This is a genomic window from Nocardioides sp. zg-1230, assembly GCF_013155335.1.
Lineage (GTDB): Bacteria > Actinomycetota > Actinomycetes > Propionibacteriales > Nocardioidaceae > Nocardioides.
This window is the reverse complement of record NZ_JABJQZ010000001.1, coordinates 1050216-1071839: the sequence shown is the minus strand read 5'-3', so window position 1 is coordinate 1071839 and position 21624 is coordinate 1050216. Positions and strand designations below refer to the sequence as shown.

Here is a 21624-nt window from a genome sequence, read left to right as displayed (position 1 = left end):
CAGGCCTTGCGGACGCCGTCAGGGGAACGCAGCTCTCAGACCGGAGCGTCGCCCGTCAGCTGCTGTAACGCCGGGTTACTGGGACTACCCACCCCGATGCATCAGGGTGTGTACAGCGACGAACCCGGCGTTACAGCGGCTCAGGGGCGGGCGTGCTCGATCGCCTCCTCCTCCTCGGGCGAGAGCTGCTGCTCGCACGACCAGGAGGAGATCGACTTGGCGTAGGTGCGGGCCTCGCTGCGACCGTGGATCGACGTCAGGACGACTCCGTGGCCGGCGTCGTCGAGCACGGCGAGGCTCCAGCTGAGGTGCCCGCCGACGTCGCCGAACGCGTCGTACCGCACCACCGACAGGTGCCGCAGCGCGTCGGAGCTCTCCGCCTTGAGGGCCGCGACCTCCTGCCGCAGACCGTGCACGTCCTCGGGCAGCGCGTCGACGCCCTCACCACCGGTGCGGGTCGTCGTACGACGGAGGGCGAGGGCGGCGAGCGCGCACGCGACGGCGGCGAGGACGACGGCGACGACATCGAGCATGCGCTGACCCTATGTTCGGCGACTGGTCACGGGCGGTCGGACACGGCCGGAGGTGACACACTCGCCGACGTGACCCGACGCATCGCCTACCAGGGAGAGCCCGGCGCCAACTCCCACCTGGTGTGCCAGCAGGCCTATCCCGACTGGGAGCCGCTGGCGTGCGCGTCGTTCGAGGACGCCTTCGCCGCCGTCGAGACCGGCGAGGCCGACCTGGCGATGATCCCGATCGACAACTCGATCGCGGGCCGGGTCGCCGACATCCACCACTTCCTGCCGACCTCCGACCTGCACATCGTCGGCGAGCGGTTCCTGCGCATCCAGTTCTCCCTCATGGCGCTGCCGGAGGCGAGCATCGAGTCGCTGCGGACCGTGCACAGCCACGTCCACGCCCTCGGCCAGTGCCGCGGGGTGATCCGCGAGCTCGGCCTCAGGCCGGTGGTGGCCGGTGACACCGCGGGCGCCGCCCGGGAGGTCGCGGAGTCCGGCGACCCGACCCAGGCCGCGATCGCGCCGCCGCTGGCCGCGGAGATCTACGGCCTGCAGGTGCTGCGCGAGGAGATCGAGGACGAGGACCACAACACCACCCGCTTCGTCGTCCTCTCCCGCGACTTCGAGCAGGCCCCGTCCGGCAACGGCCCGGTCGTGACGACGTTCATCTTCAACGTGCGCAACCTCCCCGCCGCCCTCTACAAGGCCCTCGGCGGCTTCGCGACGAACGGCGTCAACATGACCAAGCTCGAGTCCTACATGGTCGACGGGCACTTCACCGCCACCCAGTTCCTCGCCGAGGTCGACGGCCACCCCGACGACACGCCGGTCCGCAACGCGCTGGAGGAGCTCGCGTTCTTCACCACCGAGGTCAAGGTCCTCGGCGTCTACCCCGCCGACGCCTTCCGGGCGGAGTAGCCGTCAGGTCGTTGAACAGGCAATGAAAGACTCGGGACCGTGATCGAGCCTCTCGTCGTCGCCCTCGCCTTCGGCGCCATCTTCGTCGTCGAGCTGCCCGACAAGACGTTCATCGCCACGCTGGTGATGTCGACGAAGATGCGGCCGCTCTTCGTCTGGATCGGCGTCGCGCTCGCCTTCCTCGTGCAGACGGGCGTCGCGGTCGGCATCGGCAAGGCTGCGTCGTTCCTGCCCGAGCAGCTGATCCACACCGTCGCCGCGCTGATGTTCGTGATCGGCGCGATCATCCTCTTCCGGGCCGCGCGCACCGCCGACGCCGACGAAGGGGCGCAGGAGGACGAGTACGCCGCCAAGTCCGACTCCGCGGCCCACGGGTTCAAGGTCATCGTCACGTCCTTCCTGGTCCTCTTCGCCGCCGAGTGGGGCGACCTCTCGCAGCTGCTGACGATCTCCCTCGTCGCCAAGTACGACGACCCGGTGTCGGTCTTCCTCGGCGCCTGGGGCGCCCTGCTCGCGGTCTCCGGCCTCGCGGTCATCGTCGGCCGGCTGCTGCTCCAGCGCGTTCGGCTCTCGGTGCTGCACTACGTGGGTGCGGCCGTCTGCCTGTTCATGGCAGCCTTGACGGTGTGGGAGATGACGCGCTGAGCGACCCCCTGGTCGCTGCTGTCCGGGACCGCTTCGTCGCCGTCAACGGCGACCACCCGATGACCGAGGCCGACGACGCCTACGTCCGCGAGCACTTCGTCGAGGCGACGCCCGCCGCCATGGAGCAGATGCTGGCCGGCCGCCTGCCGCTGCCGTCGTACGTGCTGGGTGACGGGACGCCGATGGTGCCCGCGGACCACGGCACCCTGGCCGAGGTCGCCGGTGGCCTCGACCGCCTGCACGACTGGTTCGTCGCCTTCTGGCCCGACGACCCGGCCACCGGCGAGCAGGAGTGGGGCCACTACCTGTCCGGGCAGTACGTCTGCCTGCGCGACGTGACGCCCACGCGCATCAAGGCCAAGACCGAGCGCGTCGCCGAGGCGGAGGCCGCGGTCGAGCTGCTCCGCCACGATCCGCACGACCCGATCGGCCGCGGCCTGCTCGGCCAGGCCGTCGACGGCGTGCTGGCCGTGCCCGGGCTCGACGCGCTCCTCCTGCCGATGACGGCGTACGACCGGCTGCGCTTCGGCGGCCCCACGGTCCGCGAGCGGTGGGTCGACGTCCCGCGCGAGGCGTTCCTCACCCCGGTCCCGCCGGACTGGCCGCTGCGCACGGAGCGGCTGGTGCTGCGCCCCTTCGAGGCCGCGGACGCCGACGCGTTCGCAGTCGGATGGGCCTCGGAGGAGTGGACGAGCCTGCTGCTGAGCCGGCCGATGAACCGCGCGGAGGTCGGCGAGATGGTCCGGCGACGCATGGAGACCGGTGATGGTGCCTTCGTCGGGCTCGTGGTCGCCACCCACGACGGCACCGTGGTCGGCGACTCGATGCTGCACCTCCAGGGCACCGGGCTCACCGAGGGTGAGATCGGCTGGACGATCCTGCCCGGGTCCGGCGGCCGCGGGTACGCCACCGAGGCCGCCCGCGCCGTGCTGCGCCTGGGGTTCGAGCACTTCGGCCTCCGGCGGATCGTCGCCAACCTCGACGCGCGCAACGACCGCTCTGCCGCCCTCTGCGAGCGCCTCGGCATGCGACGCGAGGTCCACCGCCTCGGGGACTTCTGGTCCAAGGGCACCTGGACCGACTCCTACGAGTACGCCCTCCTCCGCGAGGAGTGGCGGGCTCAGGCCTGACCCGGCCTCGTCGGTCCGCCCCGCAGCCCCCGCGCCCGCACGTGCGGCGGGTATGGCCCTCAGATCGACGTTTCCGGGGCCAGGACCGCCGCACGTGCGCGGGGCCCTGCGGATGATGCACGCGACGCGTGCCGAGATCCGGGCACCATCCGTGGATGGACCTCGATCCGAGGAAACCCTTCCTGCGTCGCACCGCACTCGATGCCGGAGTGAGTCCCAAGGCCCTGCGCGGGCCAGGCTTCCGTCTGGTGCTGCCGGGCACTTACGTCGCCGCGCCGACGGTCGTCACGCCGCGTGTGCGCGCCCGGGCTGCCCTGCTGCCGTACGACGACGGTGCGGCGTGGGCGAGCCACGCCTCGGCTGCACGGGTTTACGACCTCCCGATCCCGACGATCGCCGACGAGCACGTGAGCGTCCGGCGCGCGGGGCATCGCCGGCGCCACCGCGGTGTGAAGGCGCACGTCGGACGCCACAGCGCTACGCGCGTGGTCAACGGCGTCCGGGTAACCGAACCGCTGATGTTGTTCGTCGAGATGGCCGAGTTGCTGACGTTGGTCGACCTCGTGGTCCTCGGGGACGCCATGGTCCGTCGCCGGCTGGTCACCCCCGAGGGACTGGTCCGCTTCTGCGCGGACGCGCGGCACAAGGCCGCGTCACCGGCCCGGCGGGCGGCGTCGTACGTCCGGCGCGACGTGGACTCGCCGATGGAGACGCGGCTCCGCATGCTCATCGTGCTGGCCGGCCTACCGGAGCCGCAGGTCAACCTCAAGGTACGCGACGGGGCGGGCGAGGTGATCCGCAAGTACGACCTCAGCTACCCGGCGGTCAAGGTGGCGGTCGAGTTCAACGGCAAGGTCCACGTGCTCGTCCCCGGGGCCTGGGAGGCCGACCTCGAGCGCCGAGGCGCGGTGGACGACTCGGACTGGCGGTTGTTGCCCGTGATCAGCTCCGGGATCTACTCCACCCCAGTGCAGACCCTCCGCCGCCTCCATCGCGTCCTGCTCGCCCGCGGCCTGCCCGGCGTACCGCTGCGCCTGAGCGAGGAGTGGCGCGCACACTTCCCGGGTCACGCCGACGCAGCCTGAGCACGTGCGGCGGATGTGGCCCTCGGATCGCCACCCGCGGGGCCACAACCGCCGCACGTGCGCGGGCGCAGGCGCCGACTTCCGAGCAAGACGCTCGCCACCGGCAGCGCTAGAGTCCCGCCTATGGTCACCACCCCGCACGGAGCCGACAGCGAGGTCGGCCGACTGGCCACCGTCATGCTCCACCGCCCCGGCAACGAGCTCAAGCGCCTCACGCCTCGCAACAACGACCGCCTGCTCTTCGACGGGATCCCGTGGGTGAGCCGGGCGCAGGAGGAGCACGACGCGTTCGCGGAGACGCTGCGCAACCGAGGCGTGGAGGTGCTCTACCTGACCGAGCTGCTCACCGAGACGCTCGAGAGCGAGATGGCCCGCAACCACGCCATCACGAGCGCGCTGTCGGGGCTGCACCTCGGCGACACCATGCGCCGCTACCTCGCGCAGGCGCTGCGCGACCTCTCCCCCGCCGAGCTGACCGACGTGCTGACCGCGGGCATCCGCAACGACGAGGTCAAGGGCGGGCACGGGCTGGTCACGAGCCTGCTCGACCCGCACGACTTCCTCATCGACCCGCTGCCCAACCTGCTCTTCACCCGCGACTCGAGCGTGTGGGTGCGCGACCGCGTGGCCGTCACCAGCCTCGCGATGCCGGCCCGCAAGCGCGAGACGCAGCTGACCGAGCTGATCTACACCGAGCACCCGCGCTTCGCCGGAACCCGCAAGATCCACGGCTGGCACAACGAGCACGTGGAGGGCGGCGACGTCCTGCTCCTGGCCCCGGGCGTGATCGCCGTCGGGGTCGGGGAGCGTACGACGCCCGCCGGGGTGGAGCGGCTCGCCCGCCAGGTCTTCCACGCCGACCTCGCCCACACCGTGCTGGCCGTGCCGATCGCGCAGGAGCGCGCGACGATGCACCTCGACACCGTCTGCACGATGGTCGACGTCGACAAGGTCGTGATGTATCCCAACGTCGCCGACACCCTCCGCGCGGTGACGGTCACGCTCGACGACCCGGGCTCGGGCGAGTCCGACCTGACCCTGAGCGTCAGCGACTCCGAGCCCTTCCTCGTCGCCGCGGCCAAGGCGATGCAGATCGACACGCTCCACCAGATCGACACCGGCCTCGACCCCGTCACCGCCGAGCGCGAGCAGTGGGACGACGGCAACAACACCCTCGCCCTCGCGCCGCGGGTCGCGGTGGCCTACGAGCGCAACGACGAGACCAACGACCGGCTCGAGGACGCTGGCATCGAGGTCGTCCGCATCGCGGGGTCGGAGCTGGGCTCGGGTCGCGGCGGCCCGCGCTGCATGAGCTGCCCGATCTCCCGGGAGCCGCTGCACGCGGACTGAGCCTGGACCCAGGCTGAGCCCGGGCATCACCCTCGCCCCGCTGGATCGTTGAGGGGGCATGACTGACTCGATCCTGGACGGGCTCGGGCCCGCCGACGTCGAACGCGTGCTGGCCGCAGGTCGCGCCCTGAGCCTCCCGCAGGGCTGGTCGCCCATCGCGGAGCGGACACCGGCCGACAAGGCCTACCTGATCACCGAGGGCGAGGTGTCGGTCCGCAGGGGCGGCGTCGAGGTCGCCACCCTGGGTCCTGGCGCCGTGGTGGGTGAGGCCGCCATCGTCAACCGGACCTTGCGCTCGGCGACCGTCGTGGCCCTGACGCCGCTGCGGGTCGTCCACTTCACCCGCGAGACGATCGAGGACCTCGCCGCCGAGATCCCCGCCTTCGGCGAGGCTCTCCGGTCGGCGGCGACCGGGCGCCTCGAGAGCGGCTGAGCCGTGAGCGATCCGGGACACGACGCCCGGGCGCTGGGGGTCGTCCTCCTCGGCGAGGAGCCGAGCCTGATCCGCGTCGAGGTGGCCGAGCGTGCCGGGGTGCCCCTGGACGTCGCGATCACCCTGTGGCACCAGCTCGGCTTCCCCCACCGCGCCGACGACGACGTCGCGTTCGCCGAGAGCGACGTCGAGGCGCTGCGGCTCTCGGCCGAGCTGGTGCGGATCGGGGTCCTGTCTCCGGAGTCGCAGGCGGCGCTCGTGCGGACCTGGGGCCGCAGCTACGCCCGCCTCGCCGAGTGGCAGACGACGCTGCTCGCCGGCCTGGCCGCCGAGGACGGCGACGCGACCGCCGGCCCGACCGACCTCACCGACCTGGTGAGCGAGGTGCTCCCCCGCGTCGAGGCGCTCCAGGGCTACGTCTGGCGCCGCCACCTCGCCAGCGCGGCCGAGCACCTGCTCGAGGACGCGAGCACCCTGACCACCACCGAGTCACAGCTGTCGGTGTGCTTCGTCGACATCGTCGGCTACACCACGCAGAGCCGCAGCCTCGACGGGCCCGCGCTGGTGCGGTGGGTCGACGGCTTCGAGCAGGACACCACCGCGCTCGTGGTCGACCACGGCGGCCAGGTGATCAAGACGATCGGCGACGAGGTCCTCTTCACCGTCGCCGACCCGGCCGCCGCAGTGGAGGTCGCGCTCGCGCTGACCGCGCGCGGCGCCGACGAGGACGACCCGTTCCCGGCGGTGCGGGCCGGCATCGCCCACGGGTCCGTCGTACGACGTCTCGGCGACGTCTTCGGCTCGACGGTCGACGCCGCCGCCCGCCTGACGTCGGCCGCCCGGCCGGGCAGCGTGCTGGTCGACGTGGGCGTCCACGAGGCGCTCGCCACCGGTGACGAGGACGGCTGGCGGTTCCGGCGGGCCCGCCGCATCTCGGCCAAGGGGTTCACGCACCTCGAGGCGTGGCGCGTGCGGACCACCGGCAGGGACGACTGACCCCCCTAGTCTCGGCGCTTGGACCGCGAACGCGTCGCGCACCCGTTCGACGGCTCCCGCCTGTGGGTGTCTCGCGCCGTGGCCGTGGTCTTCCTGCTGGGCCTGCCGTTGCTCGTGCGCGACCTGTGGGTGAGCGTGCACGAGCACCGCGTGCTGCGCGCCGGCGTCACGTGCGGCGCCTCCACCGTGGACTGCCTCGCGGAGGAAGACGTGACCCTCGGTCCGCGCAACGACAGCAGGCGCACCCGGATGGTCGACTGGTACGTGCGGGGCGTCGGCGAAGGGCCCGACGACAGCGACCTGGTCCACCTGCTCCCGGCGGACGACCGCACGGTCCTCGGCTTCGGCCCCTCGGCCGTGGCGTACCGGGTCGACGGCACTGTCGTCGCGCTGTCCCGCACGCCGACGTCGGAGCGCGTCCCCATCGCCTGGGACGGGACCCACGGCGCCCTCCTCGACGGCTTCCTCGTCGCCTTCGTGCTGGCGACGTACGACGCCCTGGTGTGGACGCTCGCCGGGCTCTTCGTCGCGGCTACGTGGTGGGGACCCGCGGTCAACCGACGCATCCTCGCGCCGCGCGCGGGGCGGCACGCCGCCTGACGCCGGGAACCGGGCCGCCCGGAGACGTGAAAGCCCGGTCGTTGTTGACGGGGGAAACAACAACGACCGGGCAGAGACGAATCTACTCCGCCCCGGAGGGCCCGCACAACCGTTGGATCCGTTGTGTTCGAGCCGTGGTCGGATGGTGGACCGGTTCTTACCGGATCGTCACCTGACGGTTGGCGAGTCCTGCTCGCGCGGACCGCTCGGCGGCACTCAGCTCCCCGCCTGCGAGAGCCTCCTCGAGGTCGGTCGCGAACCGCGCTGCCGGCTCCTCGAGCACCTCCGCGCCCGTGCCGACCGGGAGGTCCCAGACCGGGGCCAGCAGGCCGTGCGCACGGAACATCCCCACGAACCGGGAGCCCTCGGCCACGGAATCCTTGCCCGCGGCGTGCAGCCGGGCGAGCGCGTCGAGCAGCTCGTCCTCGGGGTGCGGCATGACCCAGCGCAGGTGCTCCTTGGTGCCGACGTTGGTCCAGTACGCCGCCTCGACCGAGGTGAGCCGGCTGGTCGGCATGACGCCCCCGTTGGCCTGCTCGAGCGCGGCCTCCATGGTCGCGTCGCGCTCGGGGATGTCGTCGATCCAGTACTCGAACCCGTCGTGCACCGTGATGTCGAGGCTGGTGTCGCTGATCAGGTCCTGGATGCTCGGGCCCTCACCCGGGTCGGTCATCAGCCCGACGATGCCCGGCTCCTCGGTGGCCAGCGCGGCCTCGAGCACGGCGCCGAGGTCGCGGGCCGGGTTGCCGTACGAGTGCTGGACCTGCAGGCCGAGCCAGATGTCGCCCGACTCGCGCACCATGGCCGGGGCGGCCCCGGGCAGGAGGGTCGCCAGACGGACCTTGCGGTCGCCCTCCTTCAGGGTCAGCGGCGCCGTCGCGGCCGGGACCAGCTCGCGCAGCGCGATGACGTCGCACTCGCTCGGCATGCCCTCGAAGGGGCGGGCGACGAACGTCGGCGCGGCGCCGCCGGCCGCACCGTGGCAGGCCTTGTAGCGCTTGCCCGAACCGCACGGGCAGGGCTGGCGGGGGCCGACCTCGCCGGCGGCGGAGGCGGACGGGGCGGGCTTGCGGGACTTCTTGGCCATGCCCAGAACCTATCGGCCGAGCAGCTCCAGCATGTAGGCCGGCCGGTCGCTGATGACCGCGGTGACGCCGAGGTCGAGGCAGAGGTCGAGGTCCTCGGCGGTGTTCACCGTCCAGACGTGGATCTCGCGGCCCTCCTTGCGCAGGTGGCGGCCGAGCCCGGGGTGGTCGCGCAGCTCCTTGATCCCGGGGCCGACGATCCAGTCGTCGCCGACCACCGGGCGCAGCACCGGCCAGTGGTGCGCCTTCTCGACCAGGATGACGACGTCGAGCCCGGGCGCGAGACGGCGTACGCGGTTGACGGCGTTGAGGGAGAAGCTCATCACCCGGGCGGGCGACCCCGGTTTGTCCCATCCGAAGTCGCCCAGCACGTCGACCAGGCGCCGCTCGACCAGGCCGCCGTAGCGGGTGGGGTGCTTGGTCTCCACGGCGAGCTCGACGCGCCGGTCGTAGTCGGCGACCGTCTCCAGGAGCTTGCGCAGGGTGAGCACCTTGCCGGCGTCCGGGTCGCGGGCCGGCGCCTCGTCGTCGAGCTCGGACCACGGGTTCTTCCACGAGGCGAAGTCGAGCTCGTCGAGCTCGGCGAGGTTCATCGTCGAGACGAGCCCGGGCGTGGACGTCGTACGCCGCAGGTCGCGGTCGTGCACGCACACGAGGTGCCCGTCGGCCGTCAGCCGGACGTCGCACTCCAGCGCATCGGCACCCTCGTCGAGGGCCTTCACGTAGGCCGCGAGCGTGTGCTCGGCGGTCTCGTGGCTGCTGCCGCGGTGGGCGACGACCTGCGGCCGGTCACGGGGCGTCCGGTCCCGGCGCGTGCGCGGCGTACGTCGCATGGCCCGAGCATGGCACGCACACGACGCGCGACACGGCACCCCGATGGGCGGCGTCAGTGCACGTGGTCGCGCCAGTCGTCCGGCACCCGGCCGGCCGGCCCGGGGACCGTCTGGTCCTCCGGTCGGCTCTGCGGGTCGGCAAGCCGGGGCCCCTCCACGCCGACCGAGCGGTCGTAGTCCCAGAACCAGTCCTCGCCGGGCTCGAAGCTCTGCACCACGGGGTGGCCGGTCGCCCGGAAGTGCGCGGTGGCGTGCTGGGAGGGGCTGGAGTCGCAGCACCCGACGTGCCCGCACTGGGCGCACCGGCGCAGGTGGACCCACCAGCCGCCGGCCTCCTCGCACTCCTGGCACCCGGTGCCCGACGGGGACGCTGCGGGGTCGATGCCTGCCGTCATGCCCCCAGCCTGCCGCCTCAGGGCTCGCGGCGGAAGGCCCCGGCTGCGGCTCCCGCCCCCGCGCCGGAGGGGAAGCCGGGCAGCCAGTGCGCCTCCCAGGCCGGGATCTCCTGTCGCTCGACCGCCGAGCGGGTCGGCGCCTGCGCGGCCGTGCGGTAGCGGCCGTCCGCCCGCTCGAGGTAGTGGTAGTTCACCAGCTCGCGGCGCAGGTAGGCGAAGTCCTCGTGCACCCCGAGGAGCACCTCGTTGACCTCGGGCTCTGCGTAGACACGGCCCGGCTCGAACCGGCTGAGCACCTCGAGCAGCACCGCCGCCCGGACCTTCCGCTTGGCGGGCACCCGCTCGATCCGGCCAGCCCGGAAGAGCCGCCCGACGAGCCGCTCCTGCTCGGCGCGCGCGGCGTCGTACGCCTCCTGCTGGAGCGCCGCCCGCGCGGCGGTGTAGCCCTCGCCGGTCGCGGCCATGCGAGCGCGGACGACCTGCTTGAAGTCACTGTTCCTGGTCATGTCGATCACCTTCGGCTGCGCTGCGCCCCCAGTGCGCCGCTGCAGCGGGCGTCGACGAACCTGACTCGCGGATGCGTCCGAGGATCTGCTCCCCTTCGCCGTGTGCGCGGACTGGGGCCGGCGCGTCGGGCTGGGCGGCGGACGTCGCCCTCGCCGCTGAGTCTCCCAGAAACTCATGGTCGACGGCAAAGCACTTTCGCGCCACGGCGCCGGCGCCCCACACTGGGGCCATGCCGTCGTCGAGCCAGTGGGTGGCCTTCCTCGTCGCCTCGATCCTGTTCATCCAGGTGCCGGGTCCGAGCCTGCTCTTCACCATCGGACGGGCCCTGACTGTCGGGCGCCGCGAGGCGCTCCTGTCGGTGGTCGGCAACGCCCTCGGGCTGGTGGCCCAGGTCGTCCTCGTGGCGGTCGGGCTCGGCGCGGTCGTCGCGGCGAGCGCGACGGCGTACACCGTCGTGAAGCTGCTCGGCGCCGCGTACGTCGTGTGGCTCGGCGTGCAGGCCATCCGTCACCGCAGCGACGCGCGCCTCGCGATGGACGACCAGGCGCCGGTCCGGCGCGGGCACCCGGTGCGGATCGGCTTCACCGTGGGTGCGACCAACCCCAAGACGATCGTGTTCTTCGTGGCCTTCCTCCCGCAGTTCACCGACGCGACCGGCCCGGTGGCCCTGCAGACGATGCTGCTCGGCCTCGTCTTCGGGGTCATGGCCGCCGCGTCCGACAGCGCCTGGGCGCTCGCCGCGGGGACGGCGCGCACGTGGTTCGCGCGCCGCCCCTCGCGGCTCGACGCCCTCAGCGCCACCGGCGGCACGATGATGATCGGCCTCGGGGCGACGATGCTGACCGTCGAGTGAGCCGTGGCGCTCAGCGCGTCTCGACGACCTCCGGCTCGTCGTCCGGGGTCCCGGCCTCCGGGGCCCGGTCGCGGTCCCGCTTGTTGGCCCACAGGCTCGTGGCGATCGTGACGCCGAGGATGCCGACGATCACGAACAGCGACATCAGCGTGGGCACGTCGGGGACCGACGGCCACACCAGGTGCGCCCAGTGCAGCACCAGCTTGCCACCGATGAAGCCCAGGATCGCGGCGAGGCCGTAGCTGAGGTGCCGCAGCGCGCCGAGCGCGCCCTGCAGCACGAAGTAGAGCGCGCGCAGGCCGAGCAGTGCGAAGGCGTTCGTCACGAAGACCAGGTAGGGGTCGCCGGTGATGCCGTAGACCGCGGGCACCGAGTCGACGGCGAAGACGACGTCGGTGGCGAGCACGGCGACGGTGACGAGGGCCAGCGGCGTCAGCGCCCGGCGGCCCTGCTGCACGACGGTGAGGCGGGTGCCCTCGTAGTCGTCGGTGACCGGCATGATCCGGCGCATCACCTTGACCACGCGCATCTCGGCGACGTCGACCTCGTGCTCCTGGCCGCGGACGGCGTCGCGCAGCAGCTTGACGCCGGTGAGCAGCAGGATCGCGCCGAAGACCAGGAACACCCAGTCGAAGCGGGACAGGGCTGCCGCGCCGAGGGCGATGAAGATGCCGCGCAGCACGAGCGCGCCGATGATGCCGAAGAGCAGCACCCGCTGCTGGAGGACCTTCGGCACCGCGAAGGCCGCGAGCAGCAGCATGAAGACGAACAGGTTGTCGACGCTCAACGTCTTCTCGACGAGGTAGCCGGTGTAGTACTCCAGGCCGCGGTCGCCGCCGTGGACGTTCCAGACGTAGAGGCCGAAGGCCAACGGCAGCGCGACGTAGAACGCCGACCAGCCGATGGCCTCCTTCATCGTGACCTCGTGCGGCTTGCGCGTGGCGATGAAGTCGACGACGAGCAGGGCGAGCACCACTCCGATGGTGACGAACCACAGGGTGGGGGACGCGATGGACGACATGGGTCTCCTCAGGATCAGTTCCTGAGGTCTCCCCCGCCGCCCGGTGCTCATCCGTTGGGGCGGCCGTTCGCCGGGGCGCCTGCTGAGGCGCCGTAGTGACCGACGAGCGTTGGTGGGGTACTCCCCTCGGCGGTGATTTTAGTTGAACGGGCAAGGGACGGCGAATCCGCCTGCCCCGTATCGTCCCCGGCATGGAGACAGTCGAGTACGACGTCGTGGTCATCGGTGCCGGCCCCGCCGGGGAGAACGCCGCGCAGTACGCCGTCGAGGGCACCGGCAGGACGGCGGTCCTCGTCGAGCACGAGCTGCTCGGCGGCGAGTGCAGCTACTGGGCCTGCATCCCGAGCAAGGCGCTGCTGCGCCCGGTCGCGGCAGCCGACGTGACGGCCGACCTGCCCGGCGTGTCGACGGCCCACGTCGCCACGAAGGCGCTGCTCGAGCGCCGCGACACCTGGGTCTCGCACTACGACGACTCCGGCCAGGTGGAGTGGGCGAACGGCGCCGGCCTCGACGTCGTGCGCGGCGAAGCGCGGCTCAGCGGCGAACGGAGCGTGCGCGTCTCCCCGGCCGACGGCGCCGACGTGGTGCTCCGGGCGCGACAGGCCGTGGTCATCGCCACCGGCAGCGCGGCGCACGTCCCCGACGAGTACGCCGACGCGCTCCCGTGGGACTCCCGCGACGCCACCGGCGTGGTGGAGGTGCCCGACCGGTTGGTCGTCGTCGGCGGCGGCGTGGTCGCGTGCGAGGCCGCGACCTGGATGGCCGCGCTCGGCTCGTCGGTCACGCTCGTCGTCCGCGGCCCGCGGCTGCTGGGCCGGACCGAGCCCTTCGCCGGCGAGGCCGTGCTCGCCGGACTGCGCGAGCGCGGCGTCACCGTCCTGCTCGGCACCTCCGTCGAGGACGTACGCCGCGCGGCCCCCGAGGACACCGGCACCGGGCGCGTCCATGGCGGCACCGTCACCCTGACCACCACCGGCGGCGAGATCGAGGCCGACGAGGTGCTGCTCGCGATCGGCCGGAGCCCGCGGCTCGACGACCTGGGGCTGTCGTCGGTCGGCCTGACGGCGGACGACGTCACGGACGGCCGGCTGCCCGAGTGGCTGCACGTCGTCGGCGACGCCTCCGGCGGACCGCCCCTCACCCACTGGGGCAAGCACCAGGCCCGCGTCGTCGGGGCCCGCATCGCGGCCGCCGCGGCGGGCGAGGTCGCCTGGGAGCCGGACCGCGAGGCACCGGTCCCGCAGGTCGTCTTCACCGAGCCCGAGGTCGCGAGCGTCGGGCTCACCGAGGCCCAGGCCCGCGACGCCGGTCACGAGGTCGTCGTGACCCGGGTGCCGACCTCCTCGGCCGCCGGCACCGGGCTGCTGCGCGACCACGTCGCCGGCGACGCCCAGCTCGTCATTGACGCCGACACCCGCCTCCTTCTCGGCGCGACGTTCGTCGGCCCCGAGGCAGGCGAGATGCTCCACGCGGCGACGGTGGCCGTCACCGGCGGCGTCCCGGTGCACGTGCTGCGCCACGCCGTGCCGTCGTACCCCACCGCGTCCGAGCTCTGGGTCCGGCTCCTCGAGGAGCTCCCGCCGTCCTTCCGCACCCCGCCGCCGCCCCCGCCCGCCTGATCCGCCCCGCCCGCCGCCGAGCGGTGGTGGAGCCACATTCTGGGCATCAGGGATGTGGCTGGACCACCGCTCGGGGCGTGTCGACGTAGGACGCGCCGGTGGGCGGTGGCGGAGCGACATTCTGCGCGCCCAGAATGTGGGTGGACCACCGCCCAGGCACCGGCGGTCGGGCGCGCGGCGGAGGACGCTCAGCCGCGCTCGCGGAGGTAGCGCCCGAAGTGGGGCACGGTGAAGGCGATGCGGCCGCGCTCGCCGGAGTAGACGAGGCCCTTCTTGAGCAGCGAGTCGCGGGCCGGGGACAGCGACTGGGGCTTCTTGCCGAGCGCCGCGGCGACGTCGGAGCTGGGCACGGAGTCCTCGTCACCGCCGGCACCGCTCTGGGCCTGCGCGACGTCGGCCATCGCCATCAGGTAGTCCCGCTCCCCCGGCGTCGCGCGCTCGTAGCGGGAGCCGAAGAAGCCGACGGCGAGCTCCGACTCGGCCTCGGGAGCGGCGACGGCGACGTCCGCCGCGGTGGTCGGCGAGCGCGGCGCGAGGTCCCACACGGCCTTGCCGTAGGCCTGGATGAAGTAGGGGTAGCCGCCGGTCGCGTCGTACATCGCGGCGAGGGCGTCGGTCTCGTACGCCGCGTCCTCGTCGGCCGCGGGCGCCTCGAGCGCGCGGTCGGCGGCCTCGCGGGAGAGGCGGTCGATGCGCTGGTAGCGGAACAACCGCTCGCTGTAGGACTTGCTGGCGCTCAGCACGGCCGGCAGGTGCGGGAGGCCTGCCCCGACGACGATCACGGGCAGGCCCGACTGGCTGAGCTCGTGGCAGGCGGCGCACAGCGCGGACACGTCGTCGGCACCGAGGTCCTGCATCTCGTCGATGAAGATGCCGATGCCCTTGCCGACGTCGGCCGCGAGCCCGCCGAGGTCGGTGAAGAGCTCGACCAGGTCGATCTCGATGTCGCCGGAGTCGGCGCGACCGCGTACGGCGGCGGCGTCGATGCCCGGACTCCACTGGTCCTTCAGCTTCGCCCCGGCGCCGGCATCGCGGTGCGCGAAGGACTTGATGACGCCGAGCACGTGGTCGACCGAGTCCTCGTCGCGGTGCCCCAGCTCGCGGACGGCCTGGTGCAGCGCGCTGCTGAGCGGACGCCGCAGGCCCTGGCCGGGACGGGCCTCGAGCTTGCCGGTGCCCCAGCCCTTGCGCACGGCCGCGCCGCGGAGCGCGTTGAGCAGGACGGTCTTGCCCACGCCGCGCAGGCCGGTGAGGACGAGGCTGCGCTCGGGGCGACCGTTGGCGACCCGCTCGAGCACGACGCCGAACGCCGCGAGCTGCTCGTCGCGGCCGGCGAGCTCGGGCGGGCGCTGGCCCGCGCCGGGGGCGTACGGGTTCCGGATGGGGTCCACGATCAGACCCTATTCGGGTCTCTAAGCAGATCCCTAGATCACAGGATAGTCGGCGAGTCAGCCGACCTCGCTGGGCCGGTCGAGCCGGTCGACGCGCTCGCGCGCGGCGTCGTACGCGTCGTCGAGCCCGCGGCGCAGCAGGGCGATCAGGTCGGGCACCTCGTCGGCGGCGAGCCGGAAGGTGCCGGCACAGACGTTGTCGCGCCACAGCGACAGCACCACGAGCTGCCGGTCGTGGTGCCAGGTCACGCGCAGCGAGCGGTTCTCACCGCGGGGGTCGAGGAAGACCTCCCCGGTGCGAGGGGTGCGCTGCTGGGCCATGTTCCATTGTGACCCGTCCCACAAGGCTCTGCCTAGACTTGGGCGCGTGCCCGAGCTGCCCGAGGTCGAAGCCCTCGCCCAGGACCTGCGCGGTCGCCTCGTGGGCCGCGCGATCAGCCGCATCGACCTGGCCGCCTTCAGCGCACTCAAGACCTTCGACCCGCCGCTGCACGCGCTGCACGGCACGCTCGTCGAGGACGTCACGCGGCACGGGAAGTTCCTCGACATCGACGCGAGCGGCGTGCACCTCGTCATCCACCTCGCGCGGGCCGGCTGGATCCGCTGGCGCGACGAGGTGCCGGCCCTGCCGGCCAGGCCGAACTCCAAGAACCCGCTCGCCGCCCGCATCGTCATCGACGACCCGGACCTCGAGACCCAGCCCGGGCTCGACGTCACCGAGGCCGGGACGCGGAAGGGACTCGCGATCTACGTCGTCCGGGACCCGCAGGAGGTCGAGGGCATCGCCCGGCTCGGACCCGACCCGCTGTCCGACGACTTCACCATCGAGGTGCTGCGCCAGATCCTCGAGGCCGAGGGCCGCAAGCAGATCAAGGGCGTGCTGCGCATGCAGTCGATCGTCGCCGGCATCGGCAACGCCTACTCCGACGAGATCCTCCACGCCGCGCGGATGTCGCCGTTCAAGCCGGCCAACAGCCTCGACGAGACCGATCTCCAGACGTTGTACGACGCCGTGCGCACGACGCTCGGCGACGCGGTCCAGCGCTCGAGCGGGCTCGCCGCCAGCGAGCTCAAGGGTGAGAAGAAGAGCAACCTCGCCGTCCACGGCCGCACCGGTCAGGCCTGCCCGGTCTGCGGTGACCTGGTGCGCGAGGTGTCATTCGCCGACTCGAGCCTGCAGTACTGCGCGACGTGCCAGACGGGCGGGAAGCCGCTCGCGGACCGGCGGATGTCCAAGCTGCTCAAGTAGCAGCGCGCGGGGCCCTTGGCCCCGGCGTGCCCAGCCGATGACAGCAGAAGAGGCACCGGCCGGGCTCACCCCCGTGACAGCCCGGCCGACGCCTCGCTCGTCAAGTCTACCCTGACGTCGACGATGGCCTCATGCAGTGGCGCCCTTGTCGCCCGAGCGGCGCGAGAATCTCTCCCAGGCCGCCTGCCGGGAGACGCCGAGCGCCCGCCCGATCTCGGCCCAGGAGATGTTGCGGCTGCGGAGCAGGTCGACCCACTCGTGGGCGAACGCGGTGTTCTGCTCGGCCGAGGCGAGGATCTGGGGCAGGGTGGCCAGCAGCGCTGCGTCGTCCATCCGCTCCCACGGGAAGGGGCCGCTCACCGCTGCGATGGCCGTCTCGTCGTGGATGATCGCGTGGAAGTCGTCGATGCACGTGGCGCAGACCTGCGCGCCGAGACCCCCGATCAGGCGCAGGTCGGTGCCCGGCCCTCCGGGCTCGCCGCAGAACGAGCAGATCCTGCCCTCGCGCGTGATCGCCATGGCACGTCCTCCCTCTGCAGCACCGCCAGCCATCGTACGTCCCGACCGGGCGCCGCGCCGTGGACTCGGGTCGCGGGTCACTCGGTCGTCTCGGGCAGCTCGGGCAGCTCGGGCAGCTCGAGGTCGTCCATCGGGTTGCCGCACGTCTCGGTCAGGTAGTCACCGAAGGCGTCGGCCTGCTCCTCCACTTCCTTCGAGGCGTCGGCGCCGCCCTTCTCGAGCTCCTCCAGCTTCTCGATGGAGAAGTCCTCGGCATCGATCTCCTTCGCCTGCTCGACCACCGCCTCGAAGCCCTTGCGCGCGTCGTCGGGGATGTCCTCGGGCGTCCCGACCTCCTCCATCCGCGACCCCCAGTCCTTGACCGCCTGCGCCATGTCCTCGTCGCTCGGCAGCTCGGGGGTGCCCATGTCCTCGGGCAGCAGGTCGGACATCAGGCTGTTGGCCGCCTCGCAGAAGCCGTCCTTGCTCGCGTCGCTCGGCGCGCCGCTCCCTCCCCCGCAGGCGGAGGTGACGGCCCCGACCAGCAGCACGGCGCCGGTCAGGGTCAGGCGGGCTCGGAAGGTCATGGGATCCCTCTCTGGTGGGACGCCCCCACGCCGGGTCGCGTCACGATCGGGCCCACCCTGACGGAGGCGGGCCCTCGTCGTCCACCCGGAAGGCATCGGGCAGCGGGACGTCCAGGCTTCGCCGGAGCGACTCGAGGTAGTCCGCACGCGGACGTCGTACGACGCCCAGCGACGCCAGGTGCGGGGTCTGCCACTGCACGTCGAGCACCCGTCGCGCGGCGTGACGGTCGTTCAGCAGGTCGACGAGTGCCATCAGCGTGACCTTCGACGCGTCCCGCTCGCGGTGGAACATCGACTCCCCGGCGAACAGCCCGCCGATGCTCACGCCGTAGAGCCCGCCCACCAGCCGGTCGTCGCGCCACGCCTCGACCGAGTGGGCCCACCCGAGCCGGTGGAGACGGCCGTAGGCGTGCCGGAACTCCGGGGTGATCCAGCCGTCGGAGCGGTCCGGGCTCCCGCACGCGGCCACCACGTCGTCGAAGGCGGTGTCGATGCGGATCTCGAAGTCTCGCGCCGAGCGGCGCAGCGACCGGGTCACCCGCAGCCCGTCGAGCGGCAGCACCCCGCGCTCCACGGGCGAGAACCAGCCGAGGTGCTCCTCGCCGTCGAGGGTCACCGGCATGGGGAACAGGCCCAGCCCGTAGGCGGTGACCAGGGTGCCCGGCTCGAGGTCGGCGCCCAGCGCGACGAGGTCGTCGTCGGGGTCCCACGTCGAGCTCGGCGGGAAGGCCCACGGCGTCGGAGCGGGGGCGATGGGCACTCTTCGCACGCTAGCGAACAACCAAACCCGCCGGAACGACGTCTCCCCTGCAACGACCTACTCGGAGGACACCATGCGACGCACCGCGACCCTGACCGCCCTTGCCGGACTGGCCCTGAGCACCCTCGGCCCCGTCACCGCGGCTCCCGCCACGGCGGCGGTGGGCTGCGACGGCAAGGCCGCAACGATCGTGGTGCCCGCACCGGAGGGGCCGATCACCGACTCGACGGAGACCGCACCGGTCACGGGGACCCCCGGCGACGACGTCATCGTCGGGAGCGAGGCCCGCGACACCATCGACGGAGGGGCCGGCAACGACACCATCTGCGCGCTCGGCGGCGAGGACATGGTCCGCGGGGGCGTCGGTGATGACCGGCTCTTCGGGGGCCTCGACGGCGTGTACGTCGCCGACGACGACTTCTGGGGGGACGTGGTGGTCCCCGGCCCGGGCGACGACCACGTCGACCTCGGCCACGACCCGCAGGGCGAGGACCTCTGGTACGGGGACTCGATCTACCTCGACCGGGTGTCGTTCCGCGACGCCACCGGCCCGGTGACCGTGGACATGGCGGCCGGCACGGCCACCGGCGAGGGCACCGACACCATCGCGCCCGTGGTGCTCGGCGCGGGCGTCGAGGGTTCGCCGCACGCCGACGTGATCCGTGGCACGGACCTCGACGACCAGATCGACGCGGGCGGGGGCGACGACGTGGTCGAGGGGCGCGGCGGCGACGACGTCATCGAGGCGGACCGGGGCTACTCGGGCATGCCGAACCCCCCGGCCCCGGAGCCGGGCGACGACGTCGTGCACGGTGGGCCCGGCATGGACACGGTCGACGGGGGCCACGGAGTGGACGAGCTGTACGGCGACGGCGGGCGGGACAGCCTCCGCGTGGCGGCGGCCGAGGAGGGCACGCGCGTCCTGGGCGGCCCGGGTCGCGACGGTCTCGGCTCCTGGAGCTTCCGCAACAGCGGCCGCGCGACGTTCCTCGGCGGCGGCGGCAACGACGTCCTCTACCCGGCGATCAAGGGCAAGGGCGACAAGGTCGTCGTCCGCGGCGGTGGCGGCGCCGACCGCATCGCCCCGGCCGCCTCGTTGCGCGCCGCACCGCACCGCAGCCGGGTGGAGATCGACGCCCGCCGCGGCACGTACCGGATGAAGGTCGGCACGCCCATCCGCTTCTCCTCCGTCACCTCCTTCGGGTGGGAGGGCAGCGCCGAGACCCGGCTGACGTGGTGGGGCACGCGCCGCTCCGAGGTGCTGAGCCTCACCGAGCAGTACGGACCGGTGCGGGCGTACGGCGGTGGCGGCAACGACCGCATCGGCGGGGGCCAGGGCCGCGACCTGCTCGACGGCGGACGCGGCCGGGACGTGCTGGACGGCTCGAACGGTCGCGACCGTTGCGTGCGGGGTGAGCGGCTGAAGGCCTGCGAGCTGCGCCGCTGACCGAGCGTCGTGAACGCGCTGGGCCGACGACCGTACGATCGGGCCATGGGCCTGAAGCAGACCGTCGGGCGGCAGCTCGCCCCCCGGATCAACGAGCTCGCGCCGGGGCTGACCGGCGGCTTCGTGCGCGAGGCGCTCAACCGTGCCATCGACGGCGTCGGACCGCTCGCCCCGGCAGCGGCCGCCGCCGACAAGCAGCTGCGCGAGCAGCGGGGCAACGTCGAGCGGGCGATCCACGAGGTGATCGAGAACAACGTGCGCATCGCCGGCGCGCAGGGCTTCGCCACCAACGTCGGCGGACTGGTCACGATGGCGGTGGCGATCCCCGCCAACGTGACGGGACTGGCGATCATCCAGTGCCGCATGGTCGCCGGCATCGCGCACCTGCGCGGCCACGACCTGACCGACCCGCGGGTGCGCAACGCCGTGCTCGCCACCCTGCTCGGCGAGGAGCAGGTCCACGAGCTGGTGAAGAAGCGCAAGCTGCCGAGCACGCCCATGGCGATCGCCACCGCACCGGTCCACGACCCCTCCATCGACGGCACCATCTCGGCGACCGTCGCGACCGACATCGTCGCGCGGGTGGCCGGCAAGCGGCTGGCCACCACCGTGGCCCGTCGGATGCCGGTCGTCGGCGGCGTGGTCGGCATGGGCGCCGACGGCTTCCTGACCTGGCGCATCGGCCGCTACGCCGACCGCGAGCTGCTGCCGCGACGGCGCTGACCTCGACCGCGCGCCTCAGGGGAGCTTGTCCACCGCTGTGGTGAGGAACGTGTCGACGTCCGCGACGCTCACGACGGGCTGCACGTCCTACCCCATCACGATGTCGACCACCTGCAGCGTCATCAGGACCGGGCCCTCCCGAACCAGCACGTTGTGGAGCAGCCAGGAGGCCCTGCCGCCGGCCTCCTCCATGGTCGTCAGCTCGGCGTACCGGTTGTCGCCGACCTCCGCGACGGTCATCGGCTCGACCGTGCCGGGGCCCTCCTCACCGGCGGGGAAGTCGCCCTCGCAGGCGCGCATCCCGTCGCGCAGCGCCTCGAAGGTCGCTGCCACCTCGTCCGGGTCCGCGGCCATCAGGAACTCCTGGACGAAGACCAGGTGGCCCTTTCGGTCGCCCGCGCGCATGTCGATAGGGTCGTCCTCGGACTAGTCGAGCTGCCGGAAGGCCTGCCAGCGCAACGCGTCGGCAGCGGACCGGGACTCCTCGCTGGCCGCTTCGCAGAACTGGATCCGCGGCAGCATCTTCTGCTGGGCCTCGGTCACCACGCCGTCCGTCGCGCCCCCGCTGGTCCGGCGGGATGTTCACGGTCCAGGTGCCGGCGTAGTCGTCCGTCGTCACCAGGGCGCCGGCCAGCTGCTCAGGCGTCGGCACGGTGGACGCTGACGACGAGGACGGCTCGCCGGCCGGCGGGGACGGGTCCGTGCCCGTGCCGACGCCGTCGCAGCCCGCCAGCAGGACGATCGCCCCGGCCAGGGCGAGGGCGGACCGGATGTGTCCCCGGCGTGCGTGCGACGGGGTCGTCATCGACCTCACCTCCCGAGGGCCCGCTCGGCCCCCGGGCAGGTGCCCTCGATCCCACCCTAGGGAGCGGGGACGGATCGCGTCAGGGTCCAAGGTCACCAGGGTGGCGCCAGCTCGTCGTCGTACGCCGGATGACCGGGCGCCCGCGCCGGACCGTCCACTGGAAGGGGCAGGCC

At 72.9% G+C, this 21624-nt stretch carries 25 protein-coding genes; 13 read left to right on the top strand and 12 right to left on the bottom strand.

The window, feature by feature from the left end:
• Window positions 1-140: 140 nt before the first annotated feature.
• Window positions 141-533 carry a DUF4446 family protein gene (locus HOO61_RS05220; protein ID WP_172257495.1) on the bottom strand — a complete coding sequence of 131 codons (393 nt, stop codon included), beginning with the start codon at window positions 531-533 and terminating at the stop codon, window positions 141-143.
• Between the two features lie 69 nt (window positions 534-602).
• On the opposite strand from HOO61_RS05220, the gene HOO61_RS05215 reads away from it, so the two are divergent.
• The 8 genes from HOO61_RS05215 to HOO61_RS05180 all read left to right on the top strand — a co-directional run bounded on the left by HOO61_RS05215 (window position 603) and on the right by HOO61_RS05180 (window position 7678).
• Window positions 603-1439, top strand: coding sequence for a prephenate dehydratase (locus HOO61_RS05215; RefSeq protein WP_172257493.1), 837 nt, complete (start codon window positions 603-605; stop codon window positions 1437-1439).
• Window positions 1440-1478: 39 nt separating this feature from the next.
• Window positions 1479-2084: a TMEM165/GDT1 family protein gene (locus HOO61_RS24790; RefSeq protein WP_367650035.1), complete on the top strand. Its 606-nt coding sequence runs from the start codon at window positions 1479-1481 to the stop codon at window positions 2082-2084.
• Window positions 2066-3214: a GNAT family N-acetyltransferase gene (locus tag HOO61_RS05205; protein ID WP_172257492.1), complete on the top strand. Its 1149-nt coding sequence runs from the start codon at window positions 2066-2068 to the stop codon at window positions 3212-3214. Before HOO61_RS24790 ends, HOO61_RS05205 begins: the two co-directional genes overlap by 19 nt.
• Window positions 3215-3462: 248 nt before the next feature.
• Window positions 3463-4299, top strand: a complete 837-nt coding sequence (locus tag HOO61_RS05200) for a hypothetical protein (RefSeq protein WP_172257491.1) — start codon at window positions 3463-3465, stop codon at window positions 4297-4299.
• A gap of 123 nt (window positions 4300-4422) precedes the next feature.
• Complete coding sequence (locus HOO61_RS05195) at window positions 4423-5649, top strand: arginine deiminase (RefSeq protein WP_172257490.1); 1227 nt, start codon at window positions 4423-4425, stop codon at window positions 5647-5649.
• 58 nt (window positions 5650-5707) lie between these two features.
• A complete protein-coding gene (locus HOO61_RS05190; RefSeq protein WP_172257489.1) occupies window positions 5708-6082 on the top strand; it encodes a cyclic nucleotide-binding domain-containing protein in 375 nt (124 codons plus the stop codon).
• Between the two features lie 3 nt (window positions 6083-6085).
• On the top strand, window positions 6086-7078 hold the full coding sequence (locus tag HOO61_RS05185; RefSeq protein WP_367650034.1) for an adenylate/guanylate cyclase domain-containing protein: 993 nt from the start codon (window positions 6086-6088) through the stop codon (window positions 7076-7078).
• An 18-nt stretch (window positions 7079-7096) separates the two neighbouring features.
• Window positions 7097-7678: a hypothetical protein gene (locus HOO61_RS05180; RefSeq protein WP_172257488.1), complete on the top strand. Its 582-nt coding sequence runs from the start codon at window positions 7097-7099 to the stop codon at window positions 7676-7678.
• A gap of 157 nt (window positions 7679-7835) precedes the next feature.
• Here HOO61_RS05180 and HOO61_RS05175 read toward each other — a convergent pair whose 3' ends face one another.
• From HOO61_RS05175 to HOO61_RS05160, 4 genes are read right to left on the bottom strand one after another with little or no spacing between them, the layout of a single operon-like run.
• Window positions 7836-8765 carry a DUF5926 family protein gene (locus HOO61_RS05175; RefSeq protein WP_172257487.1) on the bottom strand — a complete coding sequence of 310 codons (930 nt, stop codon included), beginning with the start codon at window positions 8763-8765 and terminating at the stop codon, window positions 7836-7838.
• A 9-nt stretch (window positions 8766-8774) separates the two neighbouring features.
• The gene (locus HOO61_RS05170) at window positions 8775-9596 is read right to left on the bottom strand and encodes a glycerophosphodiester phosphodiesterase family protein (RefSeq protein ID WP_172257486.1); all 822 of its coding nucleotides are present in this window, start codon (window positions 9594-9596) and stop codon (window positions 8775-8777) included.
• Between the two features lie 53 nt (window positions 9597-9649).
• Entirely contained in the window at window positions 9650-9991 is a 342-nt protein-coding gene (locus HOO61_RS05165; protein ID WP_172257485.1) for a UBP-type zinc finger domain-containing protein, read from the bottom strand.
• Window positions 9992-10008: 17 nt separating this feature from the next.
• On the bottom strand, window positions 10009-10497 hold the full coding sequence (locus tag HOO61_RS05160) for a DUF2087 domain-containing protein (RefSeq protein WP_172257484.1): 489 nt from the start codon (window positions 10495-10497) through the stop codon (window positions 10009-10011).
• A 230-nt stretch (window positions 10498-10727) separates the two neighbouring features.
• Here HOO61_RS05160 and HOO61_RS05155 point away from each other — a divergent pair, with 230 nt between their 5' ends.
• Complete coding sequence (locus tag HOO61_RS05155) at window positions 10728-11351, top strand: LysE family translocator (RefSeq protein ID WP_172257483.1); 624 nt, start codon at window positions 10728-10730, stop codon at window positions 11349-11351.
• Between the two features lie 10 nt (window positions 11352-11361).
• On the opposite strand, the gene HOO61_RS05150 is transcribed toward HOO61_RS05155, so the two are convergent.
• Window positions 11362-12372 carry a TerC family protein gene (locus tag HOO61_RS05150; RefSeq protein ID WP_172257482.1) on the bottom strand — a complete coding sequence of 337 codons (1011 nt, stop codon included), beginning with the start codon at window positions 12370-12372 and terminating at the stop codon, window positions 11362-11364.
• Window positions 12373-12563: 191 nt separating this feature from the next.
• Between HOO61_RS05150 and HOO61_RS05145 the strand changes: the two genes are divergently transcribed.
• Window positions 12564-13991 (top strand): NAD(P)/FAD-dependent oxidoreductase, encoded by a 1428-nt coding sequence (locus tag HOO61_RS05145; protein WP_172257481.1) that lies wholly within the window; start codon window positions 12564-12566, stop codon window positions 13989-13991.
• A 188-nt stretch (window positions 13992-14179) separates the two neighbouring features.
• Here HOO61_RS05145 and HOO61_RS05140 read toward each other — a convergent pair whose 3' ends face one another.
• Complete coding sequence (locus tag HOO61_RS05140; protein ID WP_172257480.1) at window positions 14180-15382, bottom strand: ATP-binding protein; 1203 nt, start codon at window positions 15380-15382, stop codon at window positions 14180-14182.
• Between the two features lie 57 nt (window positions 15383-15439).
• On the bottom strand, window positions 15440-15703 hold the full coding sequence (locus tag HOO61_RS05135; RefSeq protein ID WP_172257479.1) for a hypothetical protein: 264 nt from the start codon (window positions 15701-15703) through the stop codon (window positions 15440-15442).
• Window positions 15704-15749: 46 nt separating this feature from the next.
• On the opposite strand from HOO61_RS05135, the gene HOO61_RS05130 reads away from it, so the two are divergent.
• Window positions 15750-16631, top strand: a complete 882-nt coding sequence (locus HOO61_RS05130) for an Fpg/Nei family DNA glycosylase (protein WP_172257478.1) — start codon at window positions 15750-15752, stop codon at window positions 16629-16631.
• 129 nt (window positions 16632-16760) lie between these two features.
• Here HOO61_RS05130 and HOO61_RS05125 read toward each other — a convergent pair whose 3' ends face one another.
• The 3 genes from HOO61_RS05125 to aat form a co-directional block, all read right to left on the bottom strand.
• Window positions 16761-17150 carry a hypothetical protein gene (locus HOO61_RS05125; protein ID WP_172257477.1) on the bottom strand — a complete coding sequence of 130 codons (390 nt, stop codon included), beginning with the start codon at window positions 17148-17150 and terminating at the stop codon, window positions 16761-16763.
• A 77-nt stretch (window positions 17151-17227) separates the two neighbouring features.
• Window positions 17228-17716: a hypothetical protein gene (locus tag HOO61_RS05120; protein WP_172257476.1), complete on the bottom strand. Its 489-nt coding sequence runs from the start codon at window positions 17714-17716 to the stop codon at window positions 17228-17230.
• Between the two features lie 40 nt (window positions 17717-17756).
• Entirely contained in the window at window positions 17757-18476 is a 720-nt protein-coding gene (aat, locus tag HOO61_RS05115) for a leucyl/phenylalanyl-tRNA--protein transferase (protein WP_172257474.1), read from the bottom strand.
• Between the two features lie 73 nt (window positions 18477-18549).
• Between aat and HOO61_RS05110 the strand changes: the two genes are divergently transcribed.
• Window positions 18550-19923, top strand: coding sequence for a calcium-binding protein (locus tag HOO61_RS05110; protein ID WP_172257472.1), 1374 nt, complete (start codon window positions 18550-18552; stop codon window positions 19921-19923).
• 45 nt (window positions 19924-19968) lie between these two features.
• The gene (locus HOO61_RS05105) at window positions 19969-20646 is read left to right on the top strand and encodes an EcsC family protein (RefSeq protein WP_172257470.1); all 678 of its coding nucleotides are present in this window, start codon (window positions 19969-19971) and stop codon (window positions 20644-20646) included.
• Window positions 20647-20733: 87 nt separating this feature from the next.
• On the opposite strand, the gene HOO61_RS05100 is transcribed toward HOO61_RS05105, so the two are convergent.
• The gene (locus HOO61_RS05100; protein ID WP_172257468.1) at window positions 20734-21051 is read right to left on the bottom strand and encodes a hypothetical protein; all 318 of its coding nucleotides are present in this window, start codon (window positions 21049-21051) and stop codon (window positions 20734-20736) included.
• Window positions 21052-21624 lie beyond the last annotated feature (573 nt).